Source organism: Desulfococcus multivorans, from assembly GCF_001854245.1.
Lineage (GTDB): Bacteria > Desulfobacterota > Desulfobacteria > Desulfobacterales > Desulfococcaceae > Desulfococcus > Desulfococcus multivorans.
On record NZ_CP015381.1, the window covers coordinates 703,085 to 725,851 of the forward strand.

Consider the following 22,767-nt stretch of genomic DNA (forward strand, 5'->3'; position numbering starts at 1 on the left):
GTGCCCCATGAAGATTCTGATCCGCTCCACCACGCTGGACGGCGAACCGATCCCCGGCAGCGGAGAAACCCTGCAGGCCGCCGACTGCCTCGAAGTTGTCGAGCTGATGCGCGGCCAGACGCCGTTCACCGCCAGCCGAGCGCCCCGGGACTACATGACCGAGGTGCTCTCCGGCATCGAAGGCGGGCCGACCCGGCCATTGCCGGAGGATGCCGCCGCTGCGGCCGCCGAGTTTCTCACCCGTCTGGCCCGGCACGGCCTGATTGAGTTTCTGCCCGACGACAAGGCCAGCGATCCCTGGCCGGAACGCTTCCTCGGAGCCCTGGAGACAGTGAGGCTCTCCGGGCGCACCAACATGCTCGACCACCCGGAGGTGACCCGGCTGACCGCCGAGATGGGCTACCCGGAGGTGGCCGCGTGGCTGGCGGACCACCGGCGCGAATACGCGGCCTTCGTCCTCGAAGGGACGAGACCGCTGCTCGGCAAGAACTTCGGCGACAAGGAGGACCCGGCTCCATGTGCGGACAAGTAGGCATCATCTTCGGCCGCAAGCGCAGACGGCCCGACGAGCGGGATTACCTGCGCGAGGTCTTCATCCGCATGCTGCTGCACAGCGAGGAGCGCGGCCCGCACGCCTCCGGTCTCGCCTGGCTCAAGACCGACGGTAGTCACCGGATTTTCAAGCGGCCGATGCGGGCGCACGAGCTGGTCTACGAGAAGACGTTCCAGGAACTGCTCGGGCAGGTCGACAACGAGACCACCATCCTCATGGGGCACACCCGCTGGCGCACCCGGGGCAACGAGTTCAACAACCGCAACAACCATCCCATCCGGGCCGGGATCGTCATCGGCACTCACAACGGCACCATCTACAACGCCGATTATCTGTTCCGCCGTCTCGGTCTGCCGCGCTACGCAGAGGTGGACAGCGAGCTGATCTTCCGCCTGGCCGACCGTTTCTCGCCCGAAGGCCCCATCGACCAGGAGGGGCTAAAGAAGGCGCTTGCCCTCTGTCGCGGCCAAATGAGCGCCGTGCTGACCTCACGCCTCGACCCCGGCACCATCACCGTGCTCAAGGGCAACAAGCCACTCTGCCTGCGCATCCACCGCCAGCACCGGGTGGTGCTCTACGCCTCGGACGACGCCTTTATTGACTTTGCCGTGGTCAACGAGAAGGGCTGGCGCGAGCTGGAGGTGCCGCCCATGACCATGCTCACCATCCGCCACGCGGATGTGCGGGCCGTCGAAAACAGCGAATTCCGCTTCATACCCCAGGAGCGCAAAGGGACACTGCCCGAAGGAGTGAATGCATGAACATTGGAGACACCGCGAAGCTGAACACAAACCCGGAAGACAGTCCCGAGACCATCCTCCGACTCTTCGTCTACGGCACCCTGAAACGGGGCTACTGGAACCATCAACGCTTCTGCGCCCAGGCCCGCAGCATCGAACCGGCCATGGTCTGGGGCAGGCTTTACCATCTCCACGCCGGGTTCCCGGCCCTCGAGGTGCCGGAAGGGCTGATCCTGGCCCGGGGCACCGCCGACCCATTAGCCGACGCCCGCAGGCAACAGGAGATCGGCACGCCGCGCTTCGGCCGCCCGACCGACGACTGGGATCTGATCAGTGGGGAACTGGTGACCTTCACCGACCCGCAGCGCGACCTGCCGCCCATCGACCGGCTGGAAGGCTTCCGGCCTGGCGGGCACAGCATGTACCAGCGGGTGATGGTGGTTGCAGCCAGGGGCTCAATCGCCTGTGCGGTATGGACTTACACCATGTATGCGCCTCAGAACGGTCACCGGGTCACCAACGACAATCAGGCCGTTTTTTGGAAAAGTCGGCACTAATCGGCACAAAACGCTTGATTTTGGCAATCCGCCAATGTAATTTGTGGGGGTTAATTTGCGGCACTGTGTCCGGATTTCGGGTTTCCCGGAGACCTTCGGGCTTTTACCGAAAACATGATGAACGAAGGACGAAGGCTATGGATGAGAGATGGCTGACGGTCGATGACATTTGCAAATATCTGAATGTAAGCAACGAGACGGTCTACAAGTGGATCGAACAACGGGCTATGCCGGGCCACCGGGTGGGACGTCGATGGATGTTCAAACAAGACGAAGTGGACGAATGGGTCCGCTCCGGCGGTGCGGCTGACAAATCCGATAAGCCGGACACCGAGCAATAAGGAGCGACCATGGCCGAGCCGATTCACGACAAGATAAAACGATCCATCCAGGCAGCCGAAGGGCTGTATCACCGTCTGGTGTTGCTGGTGGGTGAGACCGGTTCCGGCAAGACCGGTGTTCTTCGGGATATTGCCGAGGAATTCGGCTCATCTGTCGTCAACGTCAATCTGGCGCTTTCAGGCGAACTGCTGGAGCTGACAGCCAAACAGCGGTCGCTTCGGCTACCGGGCATCCTCGATCAGATCGCGGACCAGGCTCAAGCACCGGTGGTGCTGGATAATCTCGAGATCCTCTTCGACAAGGATCTCCAGCAGGACCCCTTGCGCCTGCTGCAGTCCATTTCGAGAAATCGGGCCGTGGTGGCTTCGTGGAACGGAATCATGAATTCCGGGAGGCTTTTGTACGCCGAAACCGGCCATCCCGAGTACCGCAGCTATGACTCGGTCGATGCGCTGATTGTGGGCATGGATGGCTCGGCCACGGTCGATTCGGCAAAAAACAATAGAGAGGCAGGACAAGCATGAAATACGGAGACCTTATCCAATTCGACCCGATTGAGTCGGTCGTTCAGTTGCGTGACGCGGACAAATCGAACGCCGCGCAGCACCTGGTGAACACCTATGTCATTTCAGATGAAATGGCCGAACGACTCACGCAGCTTGTCATTCCTCAGATGCAGTTCGACCACCCGGTCGATAACAAGGGGCTGCTGGTGGTCGGTAATTACGGCACCGGTAAGTCGCACTTGATGTCGGTGGTCTCCAGCCTTGCCGCAGATGCCTCCCTGCTGGAAGGGCTGAAGAACGATGGTGTCCGCGACGCAGCCTCTCAGATCGCCGGTCGGTTCAAGGTCATCCGTACCGAGATCGGTGCCACCACCATGTCCCTGCGCGACATCCTGGTGGCCGAACTGGAAGAGCACCTCGAAAAACTCGGCGTGGAGTATGTGTTCCCCGAAGCCGGGACCATTACCAGCCACAAGCGGGCCTTCGAAGACATGATGGCCAAGTTCGGCGAGGTCTTCCCCGAACACGGCCTGCTGCTGGTGGTCGACGAGCTGCTCGACTACCTGCGCACCCGCAAGGACCAGGAGCTGATCCTCGACCTCAACTTCCTCCGCGAGGTCGGCGAGGTCTGCAAGGACCTGCGCTTCCGCTTCATGGCCGGTGTCCAGGAAGCCATTTTCGACAGCCCGCGCTTCGCTTTTGTCGCCGACAGCATCCGCCGGGTGAAGGACCGCTTCGAGCAGATCCTTATCGCCCGCAGCGACGTGAAATTCGTCGTGGCCGAGCGCCTGCTCAAGAAGACCACCGAGCAACAGGCCAAGATCCGCGACTACCTGATGCCTTTTGCCAAATACTACGGCGGGCTCAATGAGCGCATGGACGAGTTTGTCCGGCTCTTCCCGGTGCATCCCGATTACATCGACACCTTCGAGCGGGTCACCGTGGTGGAAAAGCGCGAGGTGCTCAAGACCCTGTCCATGGGCATGAAAGGCATTCTCGGCAAGGACGTGCCGCAGGACGAACCCGGCCTGATCGCCTTCGACAGCTATTGGGGTACCCTCAAGCAGAACGCTTCGTTCCGCGCCATTCCCGAAATCCGGGCAGTCATTGATTGCAGCCAGGTTCTGGAATCCCGCATCGAGAACGCCATCACCCGCAAACAATACAAGCCGATGGCGCTACGCCTGATCCATGCTCTGTCCGTCCACCGCCTTACCACTGGCGACATCTATGCCCCCATGGGCGCATCCGCCGAGGAACTGCGCGACCGTCTCTGCCTGTTTGATCCGCTGATCGCCGAGCTGGGTAGCGACGAACCCGACAAGGATCTCCAGACCCATGTGGAAACGGTCCTGCGCGAGATCCACAAGACAGTCAGCGGCCAGTTCATCTCCTTCAATGCCGACAACCGCCAGTTCTACCTCGATCTGAAGAAGACCGACGACTTCGACGCCCTGATCGACAAACGGGCCGAAAGCTTGGGGCAGGCTCAGCTCGACCGTTTCTACTACGAGGCGCTCAAGCGGGTCATGGAATGCCAGGACGCAACCTATGTGACCGGCTACAAAATCTGGCAGCACGAACTGGTCTGGCAGGAGCACAAGGCAGCCCGCTCCGGCTACCTCTTTTTCGGGGCACCGAACGAGCGTTCCACCGCCGTGCCGCAGCGGGACTTTTACCTCTACTTCATCCAGCCCAACGATCCGCCGCGCTTCAAGGACGACAAGGTCAACGACGAGGTCTTCTTCCGCCTGAAAGGCACCGACGAGGAATTCCAGACTGCGCTGAAGAGCTATGCGGCCGCCCTGGATCTTGCAGCCACCTCATCGGGCCATGCCAAGGCCACCTATGAATCGAAGGCCAACGGTTTCCTGAAGAAGCTGGTCCAGTGGCTGCAGAAGCACATGAGCGATGCCTTCGAGGTCACCTATCAGGGCCGCGCCAAGTCCATGACCGAATGGGCCAAGGGCAAATCCATCCGCGACCTGTCCGGCCTGTCGCCCCACGAGACTATCAACTTCCGCGACTTGGTGAACACCATCGCCGGTGTCTGCCTGGCACCGAACTTCGAGAACCAGGCCCCGGACTACCCGTTCTTCTCGGTCCTGATCACCGGCAACAACCGCGCCCAGGCAGCGCAGGACGCCCTGCGAGCCATCGCCGGGCAGAACCGAACCAAGCAGGCCACCGCCGTGCTGGACGCCCTGGAGCTGCTCGACGGCGAGAAGATCGATCCCTACAAATCGAAGTACACCAAGTTCATTCTCGATACCGTCAAGGCCAAGGGGCACGGCCAGGTAGTCAACCGCAACGAGATCATCCAGGACGACCACGGGCTGGAATACATGAACCCCGGCGGTGGTCGGCTTGAGCCGGAATGGGTGGCGGTCATCCTGGCTTCGCTGGTCTATTCCGGCGACATCGTGCTCGCCATTCCGGGCAAAAAGTTTGACGCCACCGGCCTGCAGCAGCTTGCCGCGACCGGCATGGACGAGCTGGTCCGCTTCAAGCACCTGGAGCAGCCCAAGGAATGGAACCTGCCCGCGCTCAAAGCGCTGTTCGAACTGCTCGGCATGACGCCGGGCATGGCCCAGCTCGTCACCCAGGGCAAGGACGAGCCGGTGCAGAACCTGCAACAAGCGGTAGGCAAGATCGTCAAGCGCATCGTCATGACCCAGCAGACCCTGCGCGAAGGGCTCTCCTTCTGGGGCCTGGACCTGCTCGCGGGAACCGACCTAGCCAGCCAGACCAGCGGGCTGGACGAGGCCAAGGGCTTCTTTGAATCGCTCCAGGCCTACTCCTCGCCGGGTAAGCTGAAAAACTTCCGCTACAGCGCTCCCGAAGTGCTGGCCCACGAAAAGGCCGTGAAGGCGCTCGATGAACTGGACGCCCTGCGCGAGTTCATCATGGACCATAGCCCGACGGCGTCCTGGCTCTCCACCGCCGAGGCGGTGCTGCCCGCCGAGCATGACTGGGTGGATCGCATGAAGACCACCCGGCAGGATGTGCTGGATGCCCTTAAGCAGGCCGACCTGTCCGAGCTGGCCAGCCAGTCCCAGAGCATCGGGGCCAAGCTGCAAAAGCTGAAGAAGGATTACACCGTCGCCTACATCGGCCTGCATACCAAGGCGCGGCTGGGCGTGAACGACGACAAGCGCAAGGCAGGACTGCTCAACGATCAACGCCTGCAAACCCTGCTCAAGCTGGCTGGTATAGACCTGATGCCCCGGCAGCAGCTCACCGATTACCAGAACCGCCTGGCCGGGCTGAAGAGCTGCTTCGCACTGACCGAGCAAAACCTCGACGCCTCGCCCATCTGCCCGCATTGCGGGTTCCGGCCTTCGGTGGAAACCGGCGCGGCGGCAGGCTCGCAGATGATCGACCAGATGGACGCCCAGCTCGACGCCATGGTGACGGCCTGGACCTCCACCATCCTCAGCAACCTGGAGGACCCGATCACCCAGGCCAACATGGACCTGCTGAAAATCGACGACCGCGAGCCCCTGGAGGCCTTCATCAAGTCGAAGGAACTGCCGGTGCCGCTGGACAGCAACTTTGTCCATGCATTGAAGGAAGTACTCTCCGGCCTGGTCAAGGTCACCGTCAAGGCGCAGGAGCTGCAACAGGCCCTGCAGGTCACCGACGGCCCGGCCACCCCGGCAGAGATGAAGAAACGCTTTGAGGAGTACATCGATCAGCTCACCAAGGGCAAGGACCCGGCCAAGGTGCGGATCGTCATGGAATAAGAGTGACTAAGCGAGTGACCAACTTCGCCGAGTTTGGTCACCCGCAAAGTGACCAAGCTGAGACACAAGACGAAAGCCAAGGATTATGAAGATGAAAGAAACCAGTTTGTTCGACTCGCTGCTTGAAGAGCCGCAGAAGCCCTCCGGCCCGGTGACTTGCCTCGGCATGACCTTCGAGAACGATGAGGCCCGCCGCGCCCACTTTACCGAGGAGCTGCGCAAAAAACTGCAGGACCCGGAGTTTCGCAAGATCGAAGGCTTTCCCATCGGCAGCGACGAAGACATCCTGAACCTGAGTGATCCGCCGTATTACACCGCCTGTCCGAACCCGTGGATCGCCGACTTCATCGCCGAATGGGAGGCGCAGAAGCCGAAACAGCCCGAAGATTATCATTATCACCGTGAGCCATTTGCGGCCGACGTGAGCGAGGGGAAAAACGACCCCATTTACAACGCGCACTCCTATCACACCAAGGTGCCCCACAAGGCCATCATGCGTTACATCCTCCATTACACGCAGCCGGGAGACATTGTGTTCGACGGTTTTTGCGGCACCGGGATGACAGGTGTGGCTGGTGCATTATGTGGTGAACTTGGGAGTATACGCACCCCATCTGTAAAAGATGCTTCGATTGGGGAACGAAAGGTCATTCTTTCAGACCTATCACCAATAGCGTCCTTTATTTCCAGCAGCCTTCTGAGGCCGGTTTCCAGCCTTTCCTTCACGAAGGAAGTGAGGCGTATTTGCGGTGAATTAGAAAAGGATTATGGCGATATTTATGCCACAAATCACAATGGATGGAAGGTCCGGGATCGTAAGGCTCTTGAGCATAAAGCCTATAGTCATAGAGGAAATCAAAAGGGTCAAGTCGAGTTCACGATTTACTCTGATGCTATAAGGTGCCCGGAATGCAGTCACGAAACGACTTATTACGAAGTCGCTGTAGATGAGGCGAATGATTCTCTGTATAGCGAAATCCGATGTCCATCATGTGACTCTGCGGTGCCAGAAGGGAAATGGGAAACCGTTTTTACAAATACATACGATCCTGTTCTTCGCGAGCCAGTTAAGATTTCAAAAATTGTCCCCGTAATAATTAACTATACGGTAGGAACAACAAGGCACGAAAAATTAGTTGATAGTGACGATTTGGCAGCAATTCAAAAGGCTGAAAAATTATTGGAAACTATCAGCCTCCCTCGCGTTGAGATGATGCATGGAAAAGAAACGCAGCGGAATCTTGGCATAGGAATTACCCATATACATCAGTTTTTCACCACGCGTGAGCACCTCTTTGTTGCGCTACTCATCGACAAAATCAATTCCGTCACTGATTCGAACATAAGATTACTGCTTATGTTCGCTTTGACATCATCTCTGCCATATGCCTCGCGAATGCGCAGGTTCCGTGCCGACAGAAAAGGCGGCGGCCCGCTGTCAGGAACACTCTATGTAAGCTCTTTGATAACACCTCCCCACGTTTTAAGAACATTTGAGCGCAATGCCAAGACTATTGGCGATAGCCTATCTATTCCTGTATCCAAATCACGTGGCCAGGTTGTCTCTACTCAAAGCGCTGATTGCATGCGCAACATGCCGGACAACTCAATCGATTACATATTTACCGACCCACCATTTGGACACAATTTCGATTATTCCGAGCTCAATTTTTTCTGGGAGGCATTTTTAGGCGTACTCACCAATCAGACACAAGAAGCGATTGTAAGCTCATCGCAAAAGAAAAGTGTCGAAGACTACCGTCATCTCATGGAGTCTTGCTTTCGAGAGTATTACAGGGTTTTAAAACCTGGTCATTGGATAACCGTAGAGTTCTCCAATACTAAAGCATCAGTTTGGAATGCCATCCAAACAGCGCTAGAGCGTTGTGGTTTCGTTGTCGCGAATGTCGCTAGCCTCGATAAGAAACAGCATTCATTCAAAGCAGTGATGACACCAACGGCCGTTAAGCAAGATCTGATTATTACGGCATATAAACCCAATGGTGGTCTTGAGGAAAGATTCGAACAAGAGGCAGCAACTGAAGAAGGTGTCTGGGATTTTGTTCGCACACACCTCAATTATCTCCCGGTGATTAAGCAGCATGGGGGAATGCTGCAAATGATTCCAGAAAGAGATCCCCGTATTCTATTTGACCAGATGGTGGCTTATTACGTCAGAAAAGGATACCCAGTACCCATCTCCAGCCAAGAGTTCCAAGTCGGCTTGTCACAGCGTTTCATTGATAGGGATGGGATGTATTTTCTTTCTGAGCAAGTCGCAGAATATGACCGCAAGAAAATGACATCGCAGCAACTTGTCCAAGCATCTCTTTTCGTCTCTGATGAAGCTTCAGCCATTCAGTGGCTGAGACAAGTAATAAAAGAGAAGCCTCAGACCTATCAAGATATTCACCCTTTATTCATCAAGGAAACACAGCGTGCGTGGAACAAAAACGAGTCATCGCTAGAACTTTCGACGTTGTTGGAGCAAAATTTTTTACGCTATGACGGCAAAGGCCCGGTGCCCGAGCAGATCCACGCCTACCTCTCTACCAACTGGAAAGAGCTGCGCAACCTGCCCAAGGACGACCCAACCTTGGTCGCCAAGGCCCGCGACCGCTGGTACGTGCCCGATCCCAATAAGGCAGGCGACCTGGAGAAACTGCGCGAGAAGGCACTGCTCAAGGAGTTCGAGGAATACAAAGAGGTCAAAAAGAAACTCAAGGTCTTCCGCCTGGAAGCTGTCCGCGCCGGATTCAAGAAAGCCTGGCAGGAACGCGACTACGCCGTCATCGTCGCCGTGGCCGATAAGATCCCCAACAACGTCCTTGAAGAAGATCCCAAGCTGCTCATGTGGTACGACCAGGCAGTAACACGAATGGGAGGCGAATAATGGCAAGAGCGGATTTACTAATTCGCCTTGTCCAATCCGGCATACGGGGCGACAAGGCCACATTTAGAAAAGTCGTCGAGGCGATCATCGCCGAAGAGCGGACCAAGCAGCACAAGGTGCTGGCCGAGAAGCTCGAAGAGATGCTCAATACCGCACCGATTGAGCGTCCCGTTACCAATGGCGGTGGCCCTATGTTGGATCAGCGCATGGGCAACCTGTTCCATGAGGTCATGCCTCAACGAAAACTCTCGGATCTCATCCTGCCGGATGAGGTGCAGCAGATTTGCCAGGGCCTGATCCAGGAACAGCACAGGACCGACCTGCTCAGGTCATACAACCTGGAGCCCCGCAACCGCCTGCTCCTCATCGGACCGCCGGGCAATGGCAAGACGTCGTTGGCCGAGGCCATTGCAGAAGCACTGGTGGTTCCACTGCTTGTGGTTCGTTATGAGAGCGTCGTGGGTACATACCTGGGTGAGACCGCTGTCCGCCTGAAAAAACTGTTTGAGTATGCATCCACTCGGAAATGCGTCCTCTTTTTCGACGAGTTTGAAACCCTCGGCAAGGAACGCGGTGATCTGCACGAAACCGGTGAGATCAAACGCGTGGTGAGTTCGCTGCTCATGCAGATCGACAACCTGCCGAGCCATGTGATGGTCATAGGGGCAACCAATCATGCGGAACTGCTGGACCGTGCAGTATGGCGGCGCTTCCAGGTCCGCATGACACTGCCCGGCCCGACCCGTGCTCGCCTGACAGAGTGGTTCGAAAAATTCGAGCGCCGGATCAATATCCCTTTGGGATACGCGCCTGGCACTTTGGCCAAACGTCTCCAGGAATCGAATTTCGCGGAAGTCGAAGAGTTTGGCACGACCGTGTTCCGGCAGTATGTGCTCGAACAACCGAACGCCGACATGAAGGAAATCGTGTCCAAAACCCTCCAGCACTGGTCCGCCAGATCAGTCACAGTAGCTCAACAGGACGGACCGGAGGTGAAGGATGCCTGAACGCCCACTACTCCTTTTCCCGACGCCTGAGGTTACTTCCAAGTCGAATCTTGGCGGCGGAGGTGGTCGTCCGCATCTGCCGACACATTATCGGCAAGGGGAAAGGCTGGCTCCAAAATTTACTCAGCTACAAGAAGCTGTTCGCGCCCGAAACATCGAGATCCAGCAAGCTGTGACAGGCATAGACCCTGAGCAAGTTCTTGTGATGGAAACCATCGGCAGCGTCGAAGATTTCGCCAACGCTGTGAAGCGCATTGATGGCTTTGAGTGGATGGGAGAATTTGAGATCGACGAAATAGGTCCTGATCAGGACTTCTTCGATGAAAAACATCCGGAGAAGGAGCTGAGTGGCCGCTTATACATGGTTATGACCAATCAGAGAGCTCTGGATGAGATGCTCTCTATGTGGCGTCGATATACGGACCAGGAGGACCCAAAACAGAAATTTGACGGTGGGCTCACGAAGTTTCGTGATGTATTTCTGCGCTTGAAAGATATTCGCCGGTGGGACGTCAAAGACAGGCTTCTGGAGACAGGGGTGATTGACGCCTGGAAAGAAGATCTGGAGCATGACGGCGGCAGGCTTATACGGTTTGAAGTCGAACTTTGGTTTCGAAACAGCGAAGAGAAGAGAAGCCAAAGCTCAGCAATTGTCGCGAGTCTGATCCAGCAACTCGGCGGGCATGTCTTAGCTGAGTCACTGCATGAGGGCATTGCCTATCATGGCATATTGGCCGAGTTGCCAGCCAATGCCATCCAGGCCGTTGTCGATAATCCGAATACAGAACTGGTGAAATGTGACAGCGTCATGTTCTTTCGGCCTGTCGGACAGATGCTTGCCGGGGAGGGACTTCTCGAAGACGAAGCAGTCTATTCTGATCTTGAAGAACATTCACTGCCGGATGGAGAGCCGGTAATTGCTGTTTTTGATGGGCTTCCATTGGCAAATCATCGACTCTTGAATGGAAGGCTAATCGTCGATGACCCTGACAATGTAGAAAGCACCTATAACGCCAATGAGCGCGTGCATGGCACATCGATGGCGTCTCTGATCGTCCACGGTGACCTTAACGATGGGCTGCGGCCATTAGGACGACCAGTGTATGTTCGTCCGATTATGCAGCCGATTCCAAATGATTTTCGGGCACCTCGCCGTGAACATATTCCGGATGACGTCCTGCTTGTGGACCTCATTCACCGATCCGTGAAAAGGCTATTTGAAGGCGATGGTTCAGAAGGCCCGGTGGCCCCTTCTGTAAGGGTGATCAATTTATCGATTGGTGATCCATATAGACAGTTCCTGCAGTCCATGAGCCCTGTAGCAAGGCTACTGGATTGGCTCAGTCTCACCTATGGTGTGCTTTTTATTGTAAGTGCTGGGAATCAGTCAGACGCTATACAACTTGGGATTTCACGGACCGAATTCGAATCTTCAGATCCCCAGGAGCAAGAAACTGCTGTTGTTAAAGCGCTTTTTTCAGATGCCCGGAATCGCAAGCTTCTCTCACCAGCTGAGAGTATCAACGGGCTGACGGTTGGTTCAGTCCAATACGATTCGTCTCACTTCGGGGCGGTCAATAACAGATTCAACCCGTTTTTGCAGTTTTTGCCGAGCCCGGTTTCAGCGTTCGGCAGTGGTTATCGCAGAGCGATCAAGCCGGATATTGTCTTCCCGGGAGGCAGGGTCCTGTACCAGGAAGATCTCAGGTCTTCACGGCGAGATAACTACGTCATAAAGCCGGTCGAACCCTCGATCCGGAATACTCCGCCAGGCAACAAATCCGCTATCCCTGCTCGGCAATCTGGAAGCCTTGAAGGTATTGCCTATTCTTGTGGAACCAGCAATGCCGCTGCTTTGATGAGTCGTGCCGCTGGTATTTGTTACGACTCACTTCAACAAATCTTTGAAGAACAAGCTGCGGAAGTTGATGCTCGTATTCACGAGGCCCCTTTACTGAAAGCCATGCTCGTTCATGGCTGTGCATGGGGAGATGTTGGCGCTCAAGTCGGGGACCTGCTGCGCACGCCAGAGAACAATCGACAGTTAAGCGGACTTGTGAGCAGGTGGATGGGCTATGGCGTTCCTCAAGTAAACCGCGTACTGGATTGTACTGAGCAGCGAGCCACCTTATTGGGCTTTGGGCAGCTTTCTGATGGCGAGGCCCATGTGTTCAGATTGCCGTTGCCGCCTTCTTTAGGCGCTCGGCCTGAATGGCGACGGCTGACCGTTACCATGGCATGGCTTTCGCCAATATCCGCAGGGACACAAAAGTATAGAACAGCAAGTCTATGGTTCGAGGTCGGCGGAGTTGTGCCTGCTAAAGATAGAAAAGAAAGCTGCAGCGGGACCGACGGCTGGCGTGCAGTAAGGCGGGGAACAGTACAACACGAAGTGTTTGAAGGCCAGAGAGCGGAGCCGTTCATCGACGGGGATGTCATCGAAATCAAGGTGAACTGCCGGGAAGACGCAGGGAAAATTCATAACCCTGTCGCGTATGGATTGGCCGTGTCGTTGGAGGTAGCCGAGGGCCTCGATATCGCTGTTTACAACGAAATCAGAACTCGCATTGCACCTGCGATTCAGATTCAGCAGGCAACAGATCAAGGTAGAGGGTAATTAGCGGATGGAGTCGCTTTGGCAATACAGCACCGTTCATAACAGCGCCTGCAAGGTCATCGAAGAACAGACCTTGTGGGGGCAGACGGTTTGCCGCGTCTGGTTGCCGAACCAGGACGCGGTGGTGCGCGTGCCCCGCTCCGCCTTGCGGCCGCTGAGTGCCGACCTGCAGCCGGAGATCGAGGCTGGACGCATTGCCTATGTGGCCGCCGCAGCCAAGGTGGCCGAGGTGCTCGAAGGCTCCACCAGCGCCACCGAGGGCCATGTGCTGCTGGCTCCTATGGAGTCCAACGTCATTCCGCTGCCGCACCAGATCCACGCCTTGTCCCGGGCCATCTCCGGCGACCGCGTGCGCTACCTGCTGGCCGACGAGGTGGGTCTCGGCAAGACCATCGAGGCCGGTCTGGTCATGCGCGAGCTCAAACTGCGAGGGCTTGTTCGCCGAACCTTGGTTGTCTCTCCCAAAGGTATTGCCACTCAGTGGGTGGCGGAAATGCAGACCCACTTCAATGAACAGTTCCAGCTTGTTCTGGGTGACGACATCGGCACCTTGCAACGCCTGGCTCCAGGGGCGGATCACCGGAGCTCAGCCTGGTCGATGTTTGATCAGGTCATCGTCTCCCTGGATTCGGTCAAACCCATGGACAAGCGGCGCGGCTGGACCGCCGAGCGCGTCGCCGAATACAACCGCAGCCGGTTCGAGGATCTGATTACCGCCGGTTGGGATCTGGTGATCGTGGACGAAGCGCATCGGCTGGGCGGCAGTACCGACCAGGTCGCCCGCTACAAGCTCGGCAAGGGGCTGGCGGAAGCCGCGCCCTATGTGTTGCTCCTTTCGGCTACACCCCACCAGGGGAAGACCGATGCCTTCCATCGGCTGATGAACCTGCTGGATGACGATGCCTTTCCGGATATGGACAGCGTCTCCCGTGACCGGGTGGCTCCGTATGTCATCCGTACCGAGAAGCGCAAGGCCATTGATGCCGACGGCAAGCCGCTCTTCAAACCCCGGCGGACGCAGATGGCCCCGGTGGCCTGGGAGAGCCGTCACCAACTGCAGCAGCTTCTCTACGAGGCGGTGACCGACTATGTGCGCGAGGGCTACAACCAGGCCCTGCGCGAGAAGAAGCGCCACATCGGCTTTCTGATGATCCTGATGCAGCGCCTGGTGGTTTCCAGCACCCGGGCGATCCGTACCACGCTGGAGCGTCGGCTTGCGGCACTCAAGGATGGTGAGCAACAAGCCAGCCTGCGCCTGGCGGAACTGGAAAACGGCGCGGACGGATCGGAAAGCCCAGACGATGAAATAGCCGAGCTATATGACATGGACGGCCAGGAGCTGCTCGATGAGCTGCTGAAATCCCATGTGTCGGCTCTGCAGAGCGAAGGAAGCCATGTTGAGACCCTGCTCGACGCGGCGGTCCGTTGTGAACAGGCTGGACCGGATGCCAAGGCCGAGGCTCTGATCGAGTGGATCTACAAGCTGCAAGCCGAGGAAAACGAACCGGATCTGAAGGTGCTGATCTTCACCGAGTTCGTGCCGACCCAGCAGATGCTGAAGGAGTTTCTGGAAGCCCGGGGAATCTCGGTGGTCACCCTGAACGGCTCCATGGCCATGGAGGAACGTGGGGCAGCCCAGGATGCCTTCCGCAAATCGCACCGCGTATTGGTCTCCACCGATGCGGGCGGTGAGGGTCTGAACCTGCAGTTCGCCCATGTCATCATCAACTACGACATTCCCTGGAACCCCATGCGGCTAGAGCAGCGTATCGGCCGCGTGGACCGTATCGGCCAGCCCAAAACCGTACAGGCGATCAATTTCGTATTTGAGGATTCAGTCGAGTTCCGGGTCCGCGAAGTTCTGGAGCAGAAGCTCTCGGTGATCTTCGACGAGTTCGGCATCGACAAGACCGGCGACGTGCTCGACTCGGCGCAGGCCGGTGAGTTGTTCGAGGATGTGTTCGCCTCGGCCATCCTTAATCCTGACGGCATCGAAACCTCCGTCGATCACACGGTGGCCAGGATTCGGGATGAGATTCAGCAGGTGCGCGAGTCCTCCGCCATCTACGGCATATCCGAAGAGCCGGATGTGCAAACCGCTGAGCGTCTGCGCTCGCATCCGCTGCCCCACTGGGTGGAACGGATGACGGTGGGCTACCTCAATTCACACGGCGGCGCAGCCAGTCGCAAGCGCTCATGGTGGGATCTGAATTGGCCGGATGGCCAGGAACACCGCAAAGCCGTATTCAGCGCTCGGGAAGCGGATCGTCTAACCGACGCAACCCTGCTCAATCTCGAAAACAGCCGTGTCCGTGGTCTTGCCCTGAACCTGCCCCAGGTCGCGGCAGGTCAGCCATTGCCGTGCGTAACCGTAAGCGGGCTGCCAGCCAGCATCTCCGGACTCTGGGGGCTCTTTGAGATCCGCCTTCAGGCCGGAATGCACCAGAAGACACAACTCCTGCGCATCCCCATGGTGCGGCGTGGCTATGTCAGCGTGTTTTTGAGCGAGGAAGGCAAACTGTTTCTGCCCACGGCCCGGCATATCTGGGATGCGCTGCAGACAGCGGAAGCCGAGGTTCAGGCCACCCTCGGGCAGGATGACTCTATCACCGCCCATGAGCGTTTGCAGATTGCTGCCGAACAGGCCGGACAGGAGCTATTCGATGCCCTGCAGCAGGCGCACCTCGCCTCGGTGAACAGGGAAGAGGAACGCGGCATGGTCGCCTTCACCTCTCGGCGCAAGGCCATCGAACGAGTTGGGCTGCCCGAAGTGCGCCAGTACCGTCTGGCCCGCTGCGCTGCTGAGGAAAATGAGTGGCGGCATGAACTGCAATCAGCGCGGCAGATCGTACCGGAAATCCGGTCGCTGCTGATGCTGCGGATCATCAAGGGAGGCGCTCAATGAGTAGTTGGCGAGACGCCATCCTGAACGACTTTGTGCCCAACGTCAGCAAGCTGACCCTGGTCGCGGACCCGGATTGTCTGCTGACCGAGGAGAAGCTGGCATTGGAGCTTCGCGGGCGCGGGTTCGACCTGATCGAGTTCAGTGATCCGGTCGAATTCAGATACGCCTATGAGTCAAAGTACCGTTCGATATGGGACCGGGGTGAGCACACAGATCTGGTGGTAGTCCTCCGCTTGCAGGATGCGGAGCTGGAATCCTTGCCTTACGACCTACTCCAGGCGGGCCGCAAGCTTTCATTCAACTTGGGGGATCTCTTTCCCAACCTGAGCTATCCGGTCATTGAAAAGCTCGACAGGAGCTTGCTGGATTCGCTTTTTGAGGCCCAGCGCAAGTCACCGCCGGATCGCATGGGCGACAACGCCACCAAGGATTTCATTCTCCGTCATGTGTTCGGCATTGCGGCGGAACTAATTGGGGGCGAGGTGGAGCTGCTTCGCGCATTGCTGCGCCTGCACTATGGGAAGCTACAGATCCCGCTGATGCTGGCTGAGCGGCTTATCCAGGTTCTCAAAGGGCATGATGGATTCAAGGCTTGGCCGCTCTCTGAAATTGTTCCGGACGATGAGGCGTTCTTCGCCTTTTTGCAGGAACGCTGGCCGCTATTTCTTTCCAGGCTCGGCAGCGCTCATCAGGTACGGGAGGATTCGCCGGAATACGGTCTCAAGTATCCCGGCCCTGATCGCCTGCCGTTCGACCATCAGGACATCAAGGTCTACATCGACAACCTGTTCCTGGAGGGGAAACTCACCCCTGTCGAGGCCAAAGGCATTGAAGTGGATGCCGGGTCCTGGGTTCGAAGCGGCATCGCCACGTCCGGCGTGGACGATGACGAGCTACGGATCTCTCGCTTGTTTGGCCTTGTCGAGAAGGAACTGCCCACTGCTGAAGCGCGTTACTCGGACTGGACCGCCTTTGCATTGAAATGGGCCGAACTTTCTTCGCTGGTTCATTGTGGCAACAGCACCGAGTATCAGACCCGGCTCAGGGAAATCGGCGATGCACTGAACACGACCTTTGCCGCTTGGCTGGCCGACCACTACTCCAGTCTGATCAACTTGCCGCCGACCAATCCAGCCATGCTGCACCATGTGCCGCGCCGCTTGGCAAGGGAAATCGAGGACTCCGGTAGCAGCCGTGCCGCGCTGATCGTGGTCGATGGACTGGCCTTGGATCAGTGGGTGACCATTCGCCAGCTTCTGCAAAAGCAAGATGCCAATCTTGTCATGCGCGAATCCGCGACCTTCGCCTGGATTCCGACGCTGACCTCGGTATCGCGGCAATCGATCTTCTCGGGCAAGCCGCCGCTCTATTTCCCGTCATCCATCAACTCGACCAACAGCGAAGAGAAGCTCTGGAAGCAGTTCTGGGAAGGCCATGGCCTGTCCCGGCTCGATGTCGCCTACCAGCGCGGCCTTGGCGACGGCGATGCTGCGGGCGTCCTCGACTCCGCAATCCACCCCGGGAAGACCAAGGTGGTGGGGCTGGTCGTGGACAAGGTCGACAAGATCATGCACGGCATGCAACTCGGCTCGGCCGGGATGCACAACCAGATCAAGCAGTGGTGCCAGGGTGGTTTTCTGGCTGCACTGGTCGGCCAACTGCTGGAATACGGCTATGAGGTCTGGCTGACGGCCGATCACGGCAACATCCAATGCGAAGGTAAAGGCCGCCCATCTGAAGGTGTTATTGCCGAAACTCGCGGCGAGCGGGTTCGTGTCTATCCCACGCCGGAACTCCGCGCTCAGGTGGCTGGGGCCTTCCCGTTTGCCCACGAGTGGCAGCCGGTCGGGTTGCCCGCAGATTATTTCCCCCTGGTGGCCGGTGGCCGCGACGCATTCGTGAACCCGGGAGATGCCATCGTAGGTCACGGCGGTGTAGCCATCGAAGAAGTTATCGTGCCCCTTGTGAAGTTTGAAAGGAGGACACGGTGATGGGCAAAAGACACGAAGCCATTGGCATCAAGCAGGCGAATCGTTTCGAGTGGATGCAGAAAGCAGCCAATCTGCTGCTGGCGGGATTCGACGCCAAAACCATCCGCCAGGAGCTGCATGAGTTCCTCGCGGATCGAAAAGGCAACGGCTCCGAAGGCGAACGAAGTGATCAGACCCGGACCTTTGTCGTCAACAATCTGATGAAGATCTGGGTCTCTCCTGACCCCGAGTTGATTCCATTCCGGGATGCCTCGCTGGCGTTTCTGAGGGAAAACCCGTCCATGGCCCTGGCGGTCCACTGGGGGATGATCTCGGCGGTCTATCCCTTCTGGTTCAATGTGGCCCGGCAGACCGGCCGTCTGCTGGCCTTGCAGGACCAAGTGACCCAGACGCAGATCATTAATCGCCTTAAGGAACAGTATGGCGACCGGCAGACCGTGAGCCGCTATGCGAGATTTGTCATCCGCTCCTTTGTCGCCTGGGGAGCCCTGAAAGATTCCGAGGCTAAAGGCTGCTATGAGAAAGCCGCTCCCGTGAGCATTGCCGAGCCAAACCTGGCCATCCTGATGTTCGAGTCTGCACTCCTGGCCACCCCGGAGGCCAAGGGCGCATTGGGGCTGCTCCTGAACAACCCGGCATTCTTCCCATTCCAGCTCCCTGTGATGACAGGAGATTTTGTTTCCCAACGCAGCGACCGGATCGACGTGGTTCGCTATGGGCTGGACGATGAGCTGTTGAAATTGAAGGGCAACTAAATCAGGGATGGGACGTGAATGCCTTGGACTTCGGAACACACTAAATGGCTCATCGACACCGGCGAACGACTGAAGACTGCCGACGGCAAGGAAGTCGAAGTCTGGGAGTTCCGTCATGAGAACGACGAGGCAGTGCTCTCCGCCTGGGCGAAACACTTCCGGAATCACTATTGCTTTGATAGCGAAATCGATTATTGGCGCAGGGGGTACAAGTGCTCTCGCGGAGAGTATCTCAACACCATAAAGTTCCCGGCCCCAAAAGATGCACCGGGACCAAGTATCCGCGCTGGCGACTTTGGAGAAGTGCTGGTTGCCGATTTTCTTGAATACCTGCTTGGCTATTGGGTTCCACGTACTCGCTATGGTGACAAAACCATTCGGAACGAGTCGACAAAAGGCAGTGACATCATCGGCTTTCATATCGTCAAGGATGGCAAAGCCTCTTCGAAGGATAAGCTGGCGATCTTTGAAGCGAAGGCGCAATTCTCAGGAAAGAAAGCCAAGGCGAGACTTCAAGATGCTGTAGATGGCTCAGCAAAAGACATAGCACGAAAGGCGGAGTCTTTAAATGCGATCAAGCAAAGGCTGCATGGTCGGAATGAGCTCGATGATGCCGAAAAAATTGAGCGTTTCCAGAACGAAGTAGATCACCCATACAAGGAAGTTTATGGAGCAGTCGCGCTCTTTGAGAATCCGCTTTTTGACGGCCACCTGACATCCTCGACCGATGCATCCTCTCATCCGCATTCAGGTGACCTTGCGTTAGTGGTTATCAAAGGGGATCAGATGATGGCACTCGTCCACGAGCTCTACAGGAGGGCTGCGGATGAGGCCTGAACAGAAATCCCAACTCCTGCTTGGCGTCACTCGGTCAAAGGCCAAGATGCTCGAGTACGGTGTTCCGGAAGAGCACCACATCAAAATCACTCAAGATCCGGCCAAGCTCTTCACCCTCTCGATTGGCCTGCTTGGTGACCTCGCCGCCGCCATCAACCGGGAGGAGCCAGATCCCGATTCGCTCGCAGAGCTGAAAACCAATCTGCTATTTTCCGCCCGCTTTTTCGACTCCTACCTCCAGTCAAAGCTGAACGAGACACTTGATCCCTACCTCGTGCTTCTGGGCTCCGCCTCCTATTACCTGTGCGATCTGCCTGGGAGCGCTTCGGTATTGGCGAAGCGCATCGATGGTGACTGCCCGGATCTGGATGGCGATGCTTTGGAAGACCTGTTGCTCTGGTTGTTGCAGGCTGATCTGCGAACCTATTTTGATGAAACGGAGGGACCATTCGGTGGATTCATCGACGGGATTTCAAAATGGATTCTCCAGTTTTTCGAGGATGGAAATGGCGAAGAAAATCTTCTCGATCTCGCCACGAAGCTGAGGGACGCCGTCTATGAATTCGGTACACCCAGGCAGCTTCTGTTTGGCGATGTGATCGCGGCGGTTCTGAGGAAAAAGCTCGAAAATTCTGCCTGGAAGGCTTTGCCGTCATATTCCGGGCTGCCCCGCGACAAATGGCTCCACGCGCTGCAAAAGGATTCGTTCATCAAGGAACTGTGGCCTGCCCAACACCTTTTGGGCAAGGCGGATGTTCTTAAAGGCGAGTCTTCCATCGTTCAAATGCCCACCAGCGCTGGCAAAACGAAGGCAACTGAACTGATTCTTCGAAGCGCGTTTCTGGCCGAGCGCGTGTCACTGGCCATCATCATCGCCCCGTTCAGGGCGCTGTGCCATGAGATCAAGAACAGCCTTGTCGAGGCATTCCACAACGAACCCAACAAGGTGGATGAATTGTCCGATGCCCTACAGACCGACTTCGAGATTGCCGAACTCCTGGGGCACCAACAAATTCTGGTCGTAACCCCCGAGAAGCTGCTCTACGTCCTTCGGCACGCTCCGGAACTGGCTGCCCACATTGGCCTGCTGGTTTTTGATGAAGGCCACCAGTTCGACAGCGGCACCCGAGGCATAACATACGAGCTGCTCCTGACGTCGCTGCGCTCCATGATTCCCGAAGGAACTCAGAAGGTGCTGATCTCAGCGGTCATTAGCAACGCCGAGGCTGTTGGAGAATGGCTCAACGGGGAGCCCAATGTCGTCGAAGGCACAACCCTGATTCCGACTTTCAGGTCGGTCGGATTCGCGAGCTGGCTCGATCAGTTGGGAAGAATCGAGTACGTCGACAGCCGTGATGCTGAACAAGGTGAGTTTTTCGTTCCGAGGGTGATTGAAAGATTCAATCTCGGGAGGAAAAAGCGGGAAAGGACGGACCGTTTTTTTCCTGAAAAGACCGATGGGCAGGCTATCGCACTTTACCTTGGTCTGAAATTGGTCCCGAATGGCAGCATCGCTCTTTTCTGCGGAAGGAAGTCAACAGCGGCCAGCGTCTGCGAAAAGGCCGTTGATATTATCGAGCGAGGCGCACCCGTGGCCTTACCATCAGATTTTTCTGACGCCCAGGAAGTTGAGCGGCTGACCCATCTGCACGTCGAGAATCTCGGTGCTGACGCTCCGGCGTCCCAGAGCGCGGCACATGGCATTTTCTCCCATCATGGCAATACTCCGCATGGTATCCGGCTGGCGGTGGAGCATGCCATGCGTGACGACCTTGTGCGATTCGTTGTTTGCACCTCTACCTTGGCGCAGGGCGTAAACCTTCCGATTCGATACCTCATCGTGACCAGTGTCTACCAGGGCATGGAGCGCATCAAGGTTCGCGATTTCCACAACCTCATTGGCCGAGCGGGTCGAGCCGGGATGCATACCGAAGGCAGCATCCTGTTTGCCGATCCGGTGATCTATGACAAGCGAAAGGCGCGTAACGATAAATGGCGCTGGGATCAGGTGAAAGAACTTCTGGAGCCGCGCAATTCTGAGCCATGCATCAGCAATCTTCTATCGATCTTCGACCCCATAAAGAGCGATGACGAGAAATACACCATCACCATGGAGGCTCTGGATTTTGCCAAGGCCTATATCGACGATCCTGCTGAAGTTGCCAAATTGGCTGCCGGGATAGTCGCACAACATGGAGACAAAAATTTCTCACGAGACGGTGTGGAGCGGCAAGTCGCCTGGAGAATCAGCCTCATCTGTGCCGTCGAGAGCTTCCTGTTATCCCATTGGGATGAATCGGAGGATGGTCTTTCGGAAGCTGATGTGACCCGCCTGGCCGAAGGGACGCTGGCTTTCTTCCTGGCTGATGATCAGAAAAAGAAGCATATCCGCGAGTTGTTTCAGCTTCTCGCTGGGAACATCTCCGCAAACATCACAGATCCGGCTCGCCGCAAAATCTACGGCAGGACGCTTTACGGAATTCAGGATGCCCAAGCCATCGAGGGATGGGTTCAGTCCAACGCTGACAGCCTGCTTTCGATTGTTGATGAAACAGAAGCTCTCGATCTTGCCTGGCCATTGCTTACCCGGCATATCAACGGTGGCGTATTCACCAAGTTCGATAAGCCAGAGGTGCTAAAAGAAATCGCGCATGGGTGGATCAGTGGAAAGCCCTTCAGCGATCTCCTGAAAATCATCCTTAAGCGAAAAGCCAAGATGATATGGGGCACCCGCCGGAGGGAGTTCAAGATCGATCATGTCGTCGACGTCTGCGAAGGGACGCTCGCTTATGACGGTGCGCTGGTTGTAGGTGCTGTGACTGAATTCATCGAAACCCTCGACCAAGACGGCACCGGAGACCTGATCAATCATCTGCAGCTTTTTCAAAAGCGCCTGAAATATGGTCTGCCCACCGAAACCACCATTGCCCTTTATGAACTTGGCTTTTCGGACCGCGTCATCGCTCAGGACCTTGCCGCATCCTTGAACCTGGCAGCGACTCAGAAAAAGGATCTCGTGAAGGCGCTGAAAAAAGATCGGGATGGAGCCAGGGCGGTGATGGAGAAATACCCAGCCTATTTTCAGGAGAGGATGAATGAACTCCTGCAGTAGAAATCCAGATCATCGATCCGAACTATCTCGCGCCCTGCTGTTGGCCCGGTTGCTGGGGGAGCGCGGAGCCTACGATAGTTCTCGGGGAAAACTCGCATTTCCCCAGGAGGGAGCATGAATCAGCAGGCGCAGCCATCACCAAGAGAGCATCATTTCTACGTTGCAATAGCCAAGTTCCTTTTCCACCATCCAGAGCATGGCATCGT

At 56.9% G+C, this 22,767-nt stretch carries 14 protein-coding genes; all 14 read left to right on the plus strand.

Annotated features, from left to right (window positions below; genetic code table 11):
- The first annotated feature begins 7 nt into the window (after window positions 1-7).
- The 14 genes from dmul_RS03020 (at window position 8) to dmul_RS03085 (ending at window position 22,561) form a co-directional block, all read left to right on the plus strand.
- Window positions 8-532 carry a DUF5049 domain-containing protein gene (locus dmul_RS03020; RefSeq protein ID WP_020876155.1) on the plus strand — a complete coding sequence of 175 codons (525 nt, stop codon included), beginning with the start codon at window positions 8-10 and terminating at the stop codon, window positions 530-532.
- Window positions 517-1,314 carry a glucosamine 6-phosphate synthetase-like protein gene (locus dmul_RS03025; RefSeq protein WP_020876156.1) on the plus strand — a complete coding sequence of 266 codons (798 nt, stop codon included), beginning with the start codon at window positions 517-519 and terminating at the stop codon, window positions 1,312-1,314. The genes dmul_RS03020 and dmul_RS03025 overlap by 16 nt, the downstream gene beginning before the upstream one ends.
- Entirely contained in the window at window positions 1,311-1,850 is a 540-nt protein-coding gene (locus dmul_RS03030) for a gamma-glutamylcyclotransferase family protein (RefSeq protein ID WP_020876157.1), read from the plus strand. Before dmul_RS03025 ends, dmul_RS03030 begins: the two co-directional genes overlap by 4 nt.
- Window positions 1,851-1,987: 137 nt before the next feature.
- Window positions 1,988-2,191: a helix-turn-helix domain-containing protein gene (locus dmul_RS03035; RefSeq protein ID WP_011927933.1), complete on the plus strand. Its 204-nt coding sequence runs from the start codon at window positions 1,988-1,990 to the stop codon at window positions 2,189-2,191.
- A 9-nt stretch (window positions 2,192-2,200) separates the two neighbouring features.
- Complete coding sequence (gene brxF / locus dmul_RS03040) at window positions 2,201-2,716, plus strand: BREX-3 system P-loop-containing protein BrxF (RefSeq protein ID WP_020876158.1); 516 nt, start codon at window positions 2,201-2,203, stop codon at window positions 2,714-2,716.
- A complete protein-coding gene (locus tag dmul_RS03045) occupies window positions 2,713-6,444 on the plus strand; it encodes a DUF6079 family protein (RefSeq protein ID WP_020876159.1) in 3,732 nt (1,243 codons plus the stop codon). The genes brxF and dmul_RS03045 overlap by 4 nt, the downstream gene beginning before the upstream one ends.
- Window positions 6,445-6,535: 91 nt before the next feature.
- Window positions 6,536-9,337, plus strand: coding sequence for a DNA methyltransferase (locus tag dmul_RS03050; RefSeq protein WP_020876160.1), 2,802 nt, complete (start codon window positions 6,536-6,538; stop codon window positions 9,335-9,337).
- Window positions 9,337-10,344, plus strand: coding sequence for an AAA family ATPase (locus dmul_RS03055; RefSeq protein ID WP_020876161.1), 1,008 nt, complete (start codon window positions 9,337-9,339; stop codon window positions 10,342-10,344). Before dmul_RS03050 ends, dmul_RS03055 begins: the two co-directional genes overlap by 1 nt.
- Window positions 10,337-12,961, plus strand: a complete 2,625-nt coding sequence (locus dmul_RS03060; RefSeq protein ID WP_020876162.1) for a S8 family peptidase — start codon at window positions 10,337-10,339, stop codon at window positions 12,959-12,961. The genes dmul_RS03055 and dmul_RS03060 overlap by 8 nt, the downstream gene beginning before the upstream one ends.
- A 7-nt stretch (window positions 12,962-12,968) precedes the next feature.
- Window positions 12,969-15,866, plus strand: a complete 2,898-nt coding sequence (locus dmul_RS03065; RefSeq protein WP_020876163.1) for a DEAD/DEAH box helicase — start codon at window positions 12,969-12,971, stop codon at window positions 15,864-15,866.
- Window positions 15,863-17,857 (plus strand): BREX-3 system phosphatase PglZ, encoded by a 1,995-nt coding sequence (gene pglZ / locus dmul_RS03070; protein ID WP_020876164.1) that lies wholly within the window; start codon window positions 15,863-15,865, stop codon window positions 17,855-17,857. The genes dmul_RS03065 and pglZ overlap by 4 nt, the downstream gene beginning before the upstream one ends.
- Window positions 17,857-18,612: a hypothetical protein gene (locus dmul_RS03075; protein WP_020876165.1), complete on the plus strand. Its 756-nt coding sequence runs from the start codon at window positions 17,857-17,859 to the stop codon at window positions 18,610-18,612. The genes pglZ and dmul_RS03075 overlap by 1 nt, the downstream gene beginning before the upstream one ends.
- Before the next feature lie 18 nt (window positions 18,613-18,630).
- Entirely contained in the window at window positions 18,631-19,449 is an 819-nt protein-coding gene (locus tag dmul_RS03080) for a Hachiman antiphage defense system protein HamA (protein ID WP_020876166.1), read from the plus strand.
- On the plus strand, window positions 19,439-22,561 hold the full coding sequence (locus dmul_RS03085) for a DEAD/DEAH box helicase (protein WP_020876167.1): 3,123 nt from the start codon (window positions 19,439-19,441) through the stop codon (window positions 22,559-22,561). Before dmul_RS03080 ends, dmul_RS03085 begins: the two co-directional genes overlap by 11 nt.
- Window positions 22,562-22,767: the final 206 nt, after the last annotated feature.

Excerpts from the sequence above, each read along its gene's own strand:
- dmul_RS03020 (WP_020876155.1), top strand. The coding sequence starts at position 8 with ATGAAGATTCTGATCCGCTCCACCACGCTGGACGGCGAACCGATCCCC.
- dmul_RS03025 (WP_020876156.1), top strand. The coding sequence starts at position 517 with ATGTGCGGACAAGTAGGCATCATCTTCGGCCGCAAGCGCAGACGGCCC.
- dmul_RS03030 (WP_020876157.1), top strand. The coding sequence starts at position 1,311 with ATGAACATTGGAGACACCGCGAAGCTGAACACAAACCCGGAAGACAGT.
- dmul_RS03035 (WP_011927933.1), top strand. The coding sequence starts at position 1,988 with ATGGATGAGAGATGGCTGACGGTCGATGACATTTGCAAATATCTGAAT.
- brxF (WP_020876158.1), top strand. The coding sequence starts at position 2,201 with ATGGCCGAGCCGATTCACGACAAGATAAAACGATCCATCCAGGCAGCC.
- dmul_RS03045 (WP_020876159.1), top strand. The coding sequence starts at position 2,713 with ATGAAATACGGAGACCTTATCCAATTCGACCCGATTGAGTCGGTCGTT.
- dmul_RS03050 (WP_020876160.1), top strand. The coding sequence starts at position 6,536 with ATGAAAGAAACCAGTTTGTTCGACTCGCTGCTTGAAGAGCCGCAGAAG.
- dmul_RS03055 (WP_020876161.1), top strand. The coding sequence starts at position 9,337 with ATGGCAAGAGCGGATTTACTAATTCGCCTTGTCCAATCCGGCATACGG.
- dmul_RS03060 (WP_020876162.1), top strand. The coding sequence starts at position 10,337 with ATGCCTGAACGCCCACTACTCCTTTTCCCGACGCCTGAGGTTACTTCC.
- dmul_RS03065 (WP_020876163.1), top strand. The coding sequence starts at position 12,969 with ATGGAGTCGCTTTGGCAATACAGCACCGTTCATAACAGCGCCTGCAAG.
- pglZ (WP_020876164.1), top strand. The coding sequence starts at position 15,863 with ATGAGTAGTTGGCGAGACGCCATCCTGAACGACTTTGTGCCCAACGTC.
- dmul_RS03075 (WP_020876165.1), top strand. The coding sequence starts at position 17,857 with ATGGGCAAAAGACACGAAGCCATTGGCATCAAGCAGGCGAATCGTTTC.
- dmul_RS03080 (WP_020876166.1), top strand. The coding sequence starts at position 18,631 with ATGCCTTGGACTTCGGAACACACTAAATGGCTCATCGACACCGGCGAA.
- dmul_RS03085 (WP_020876167.1), top strand. The coding sequence starts at position 19,439 with ATGAGGCCTGAACAGAAATCCCAACTCCTGCTTGGCGTCACTCGGTCA.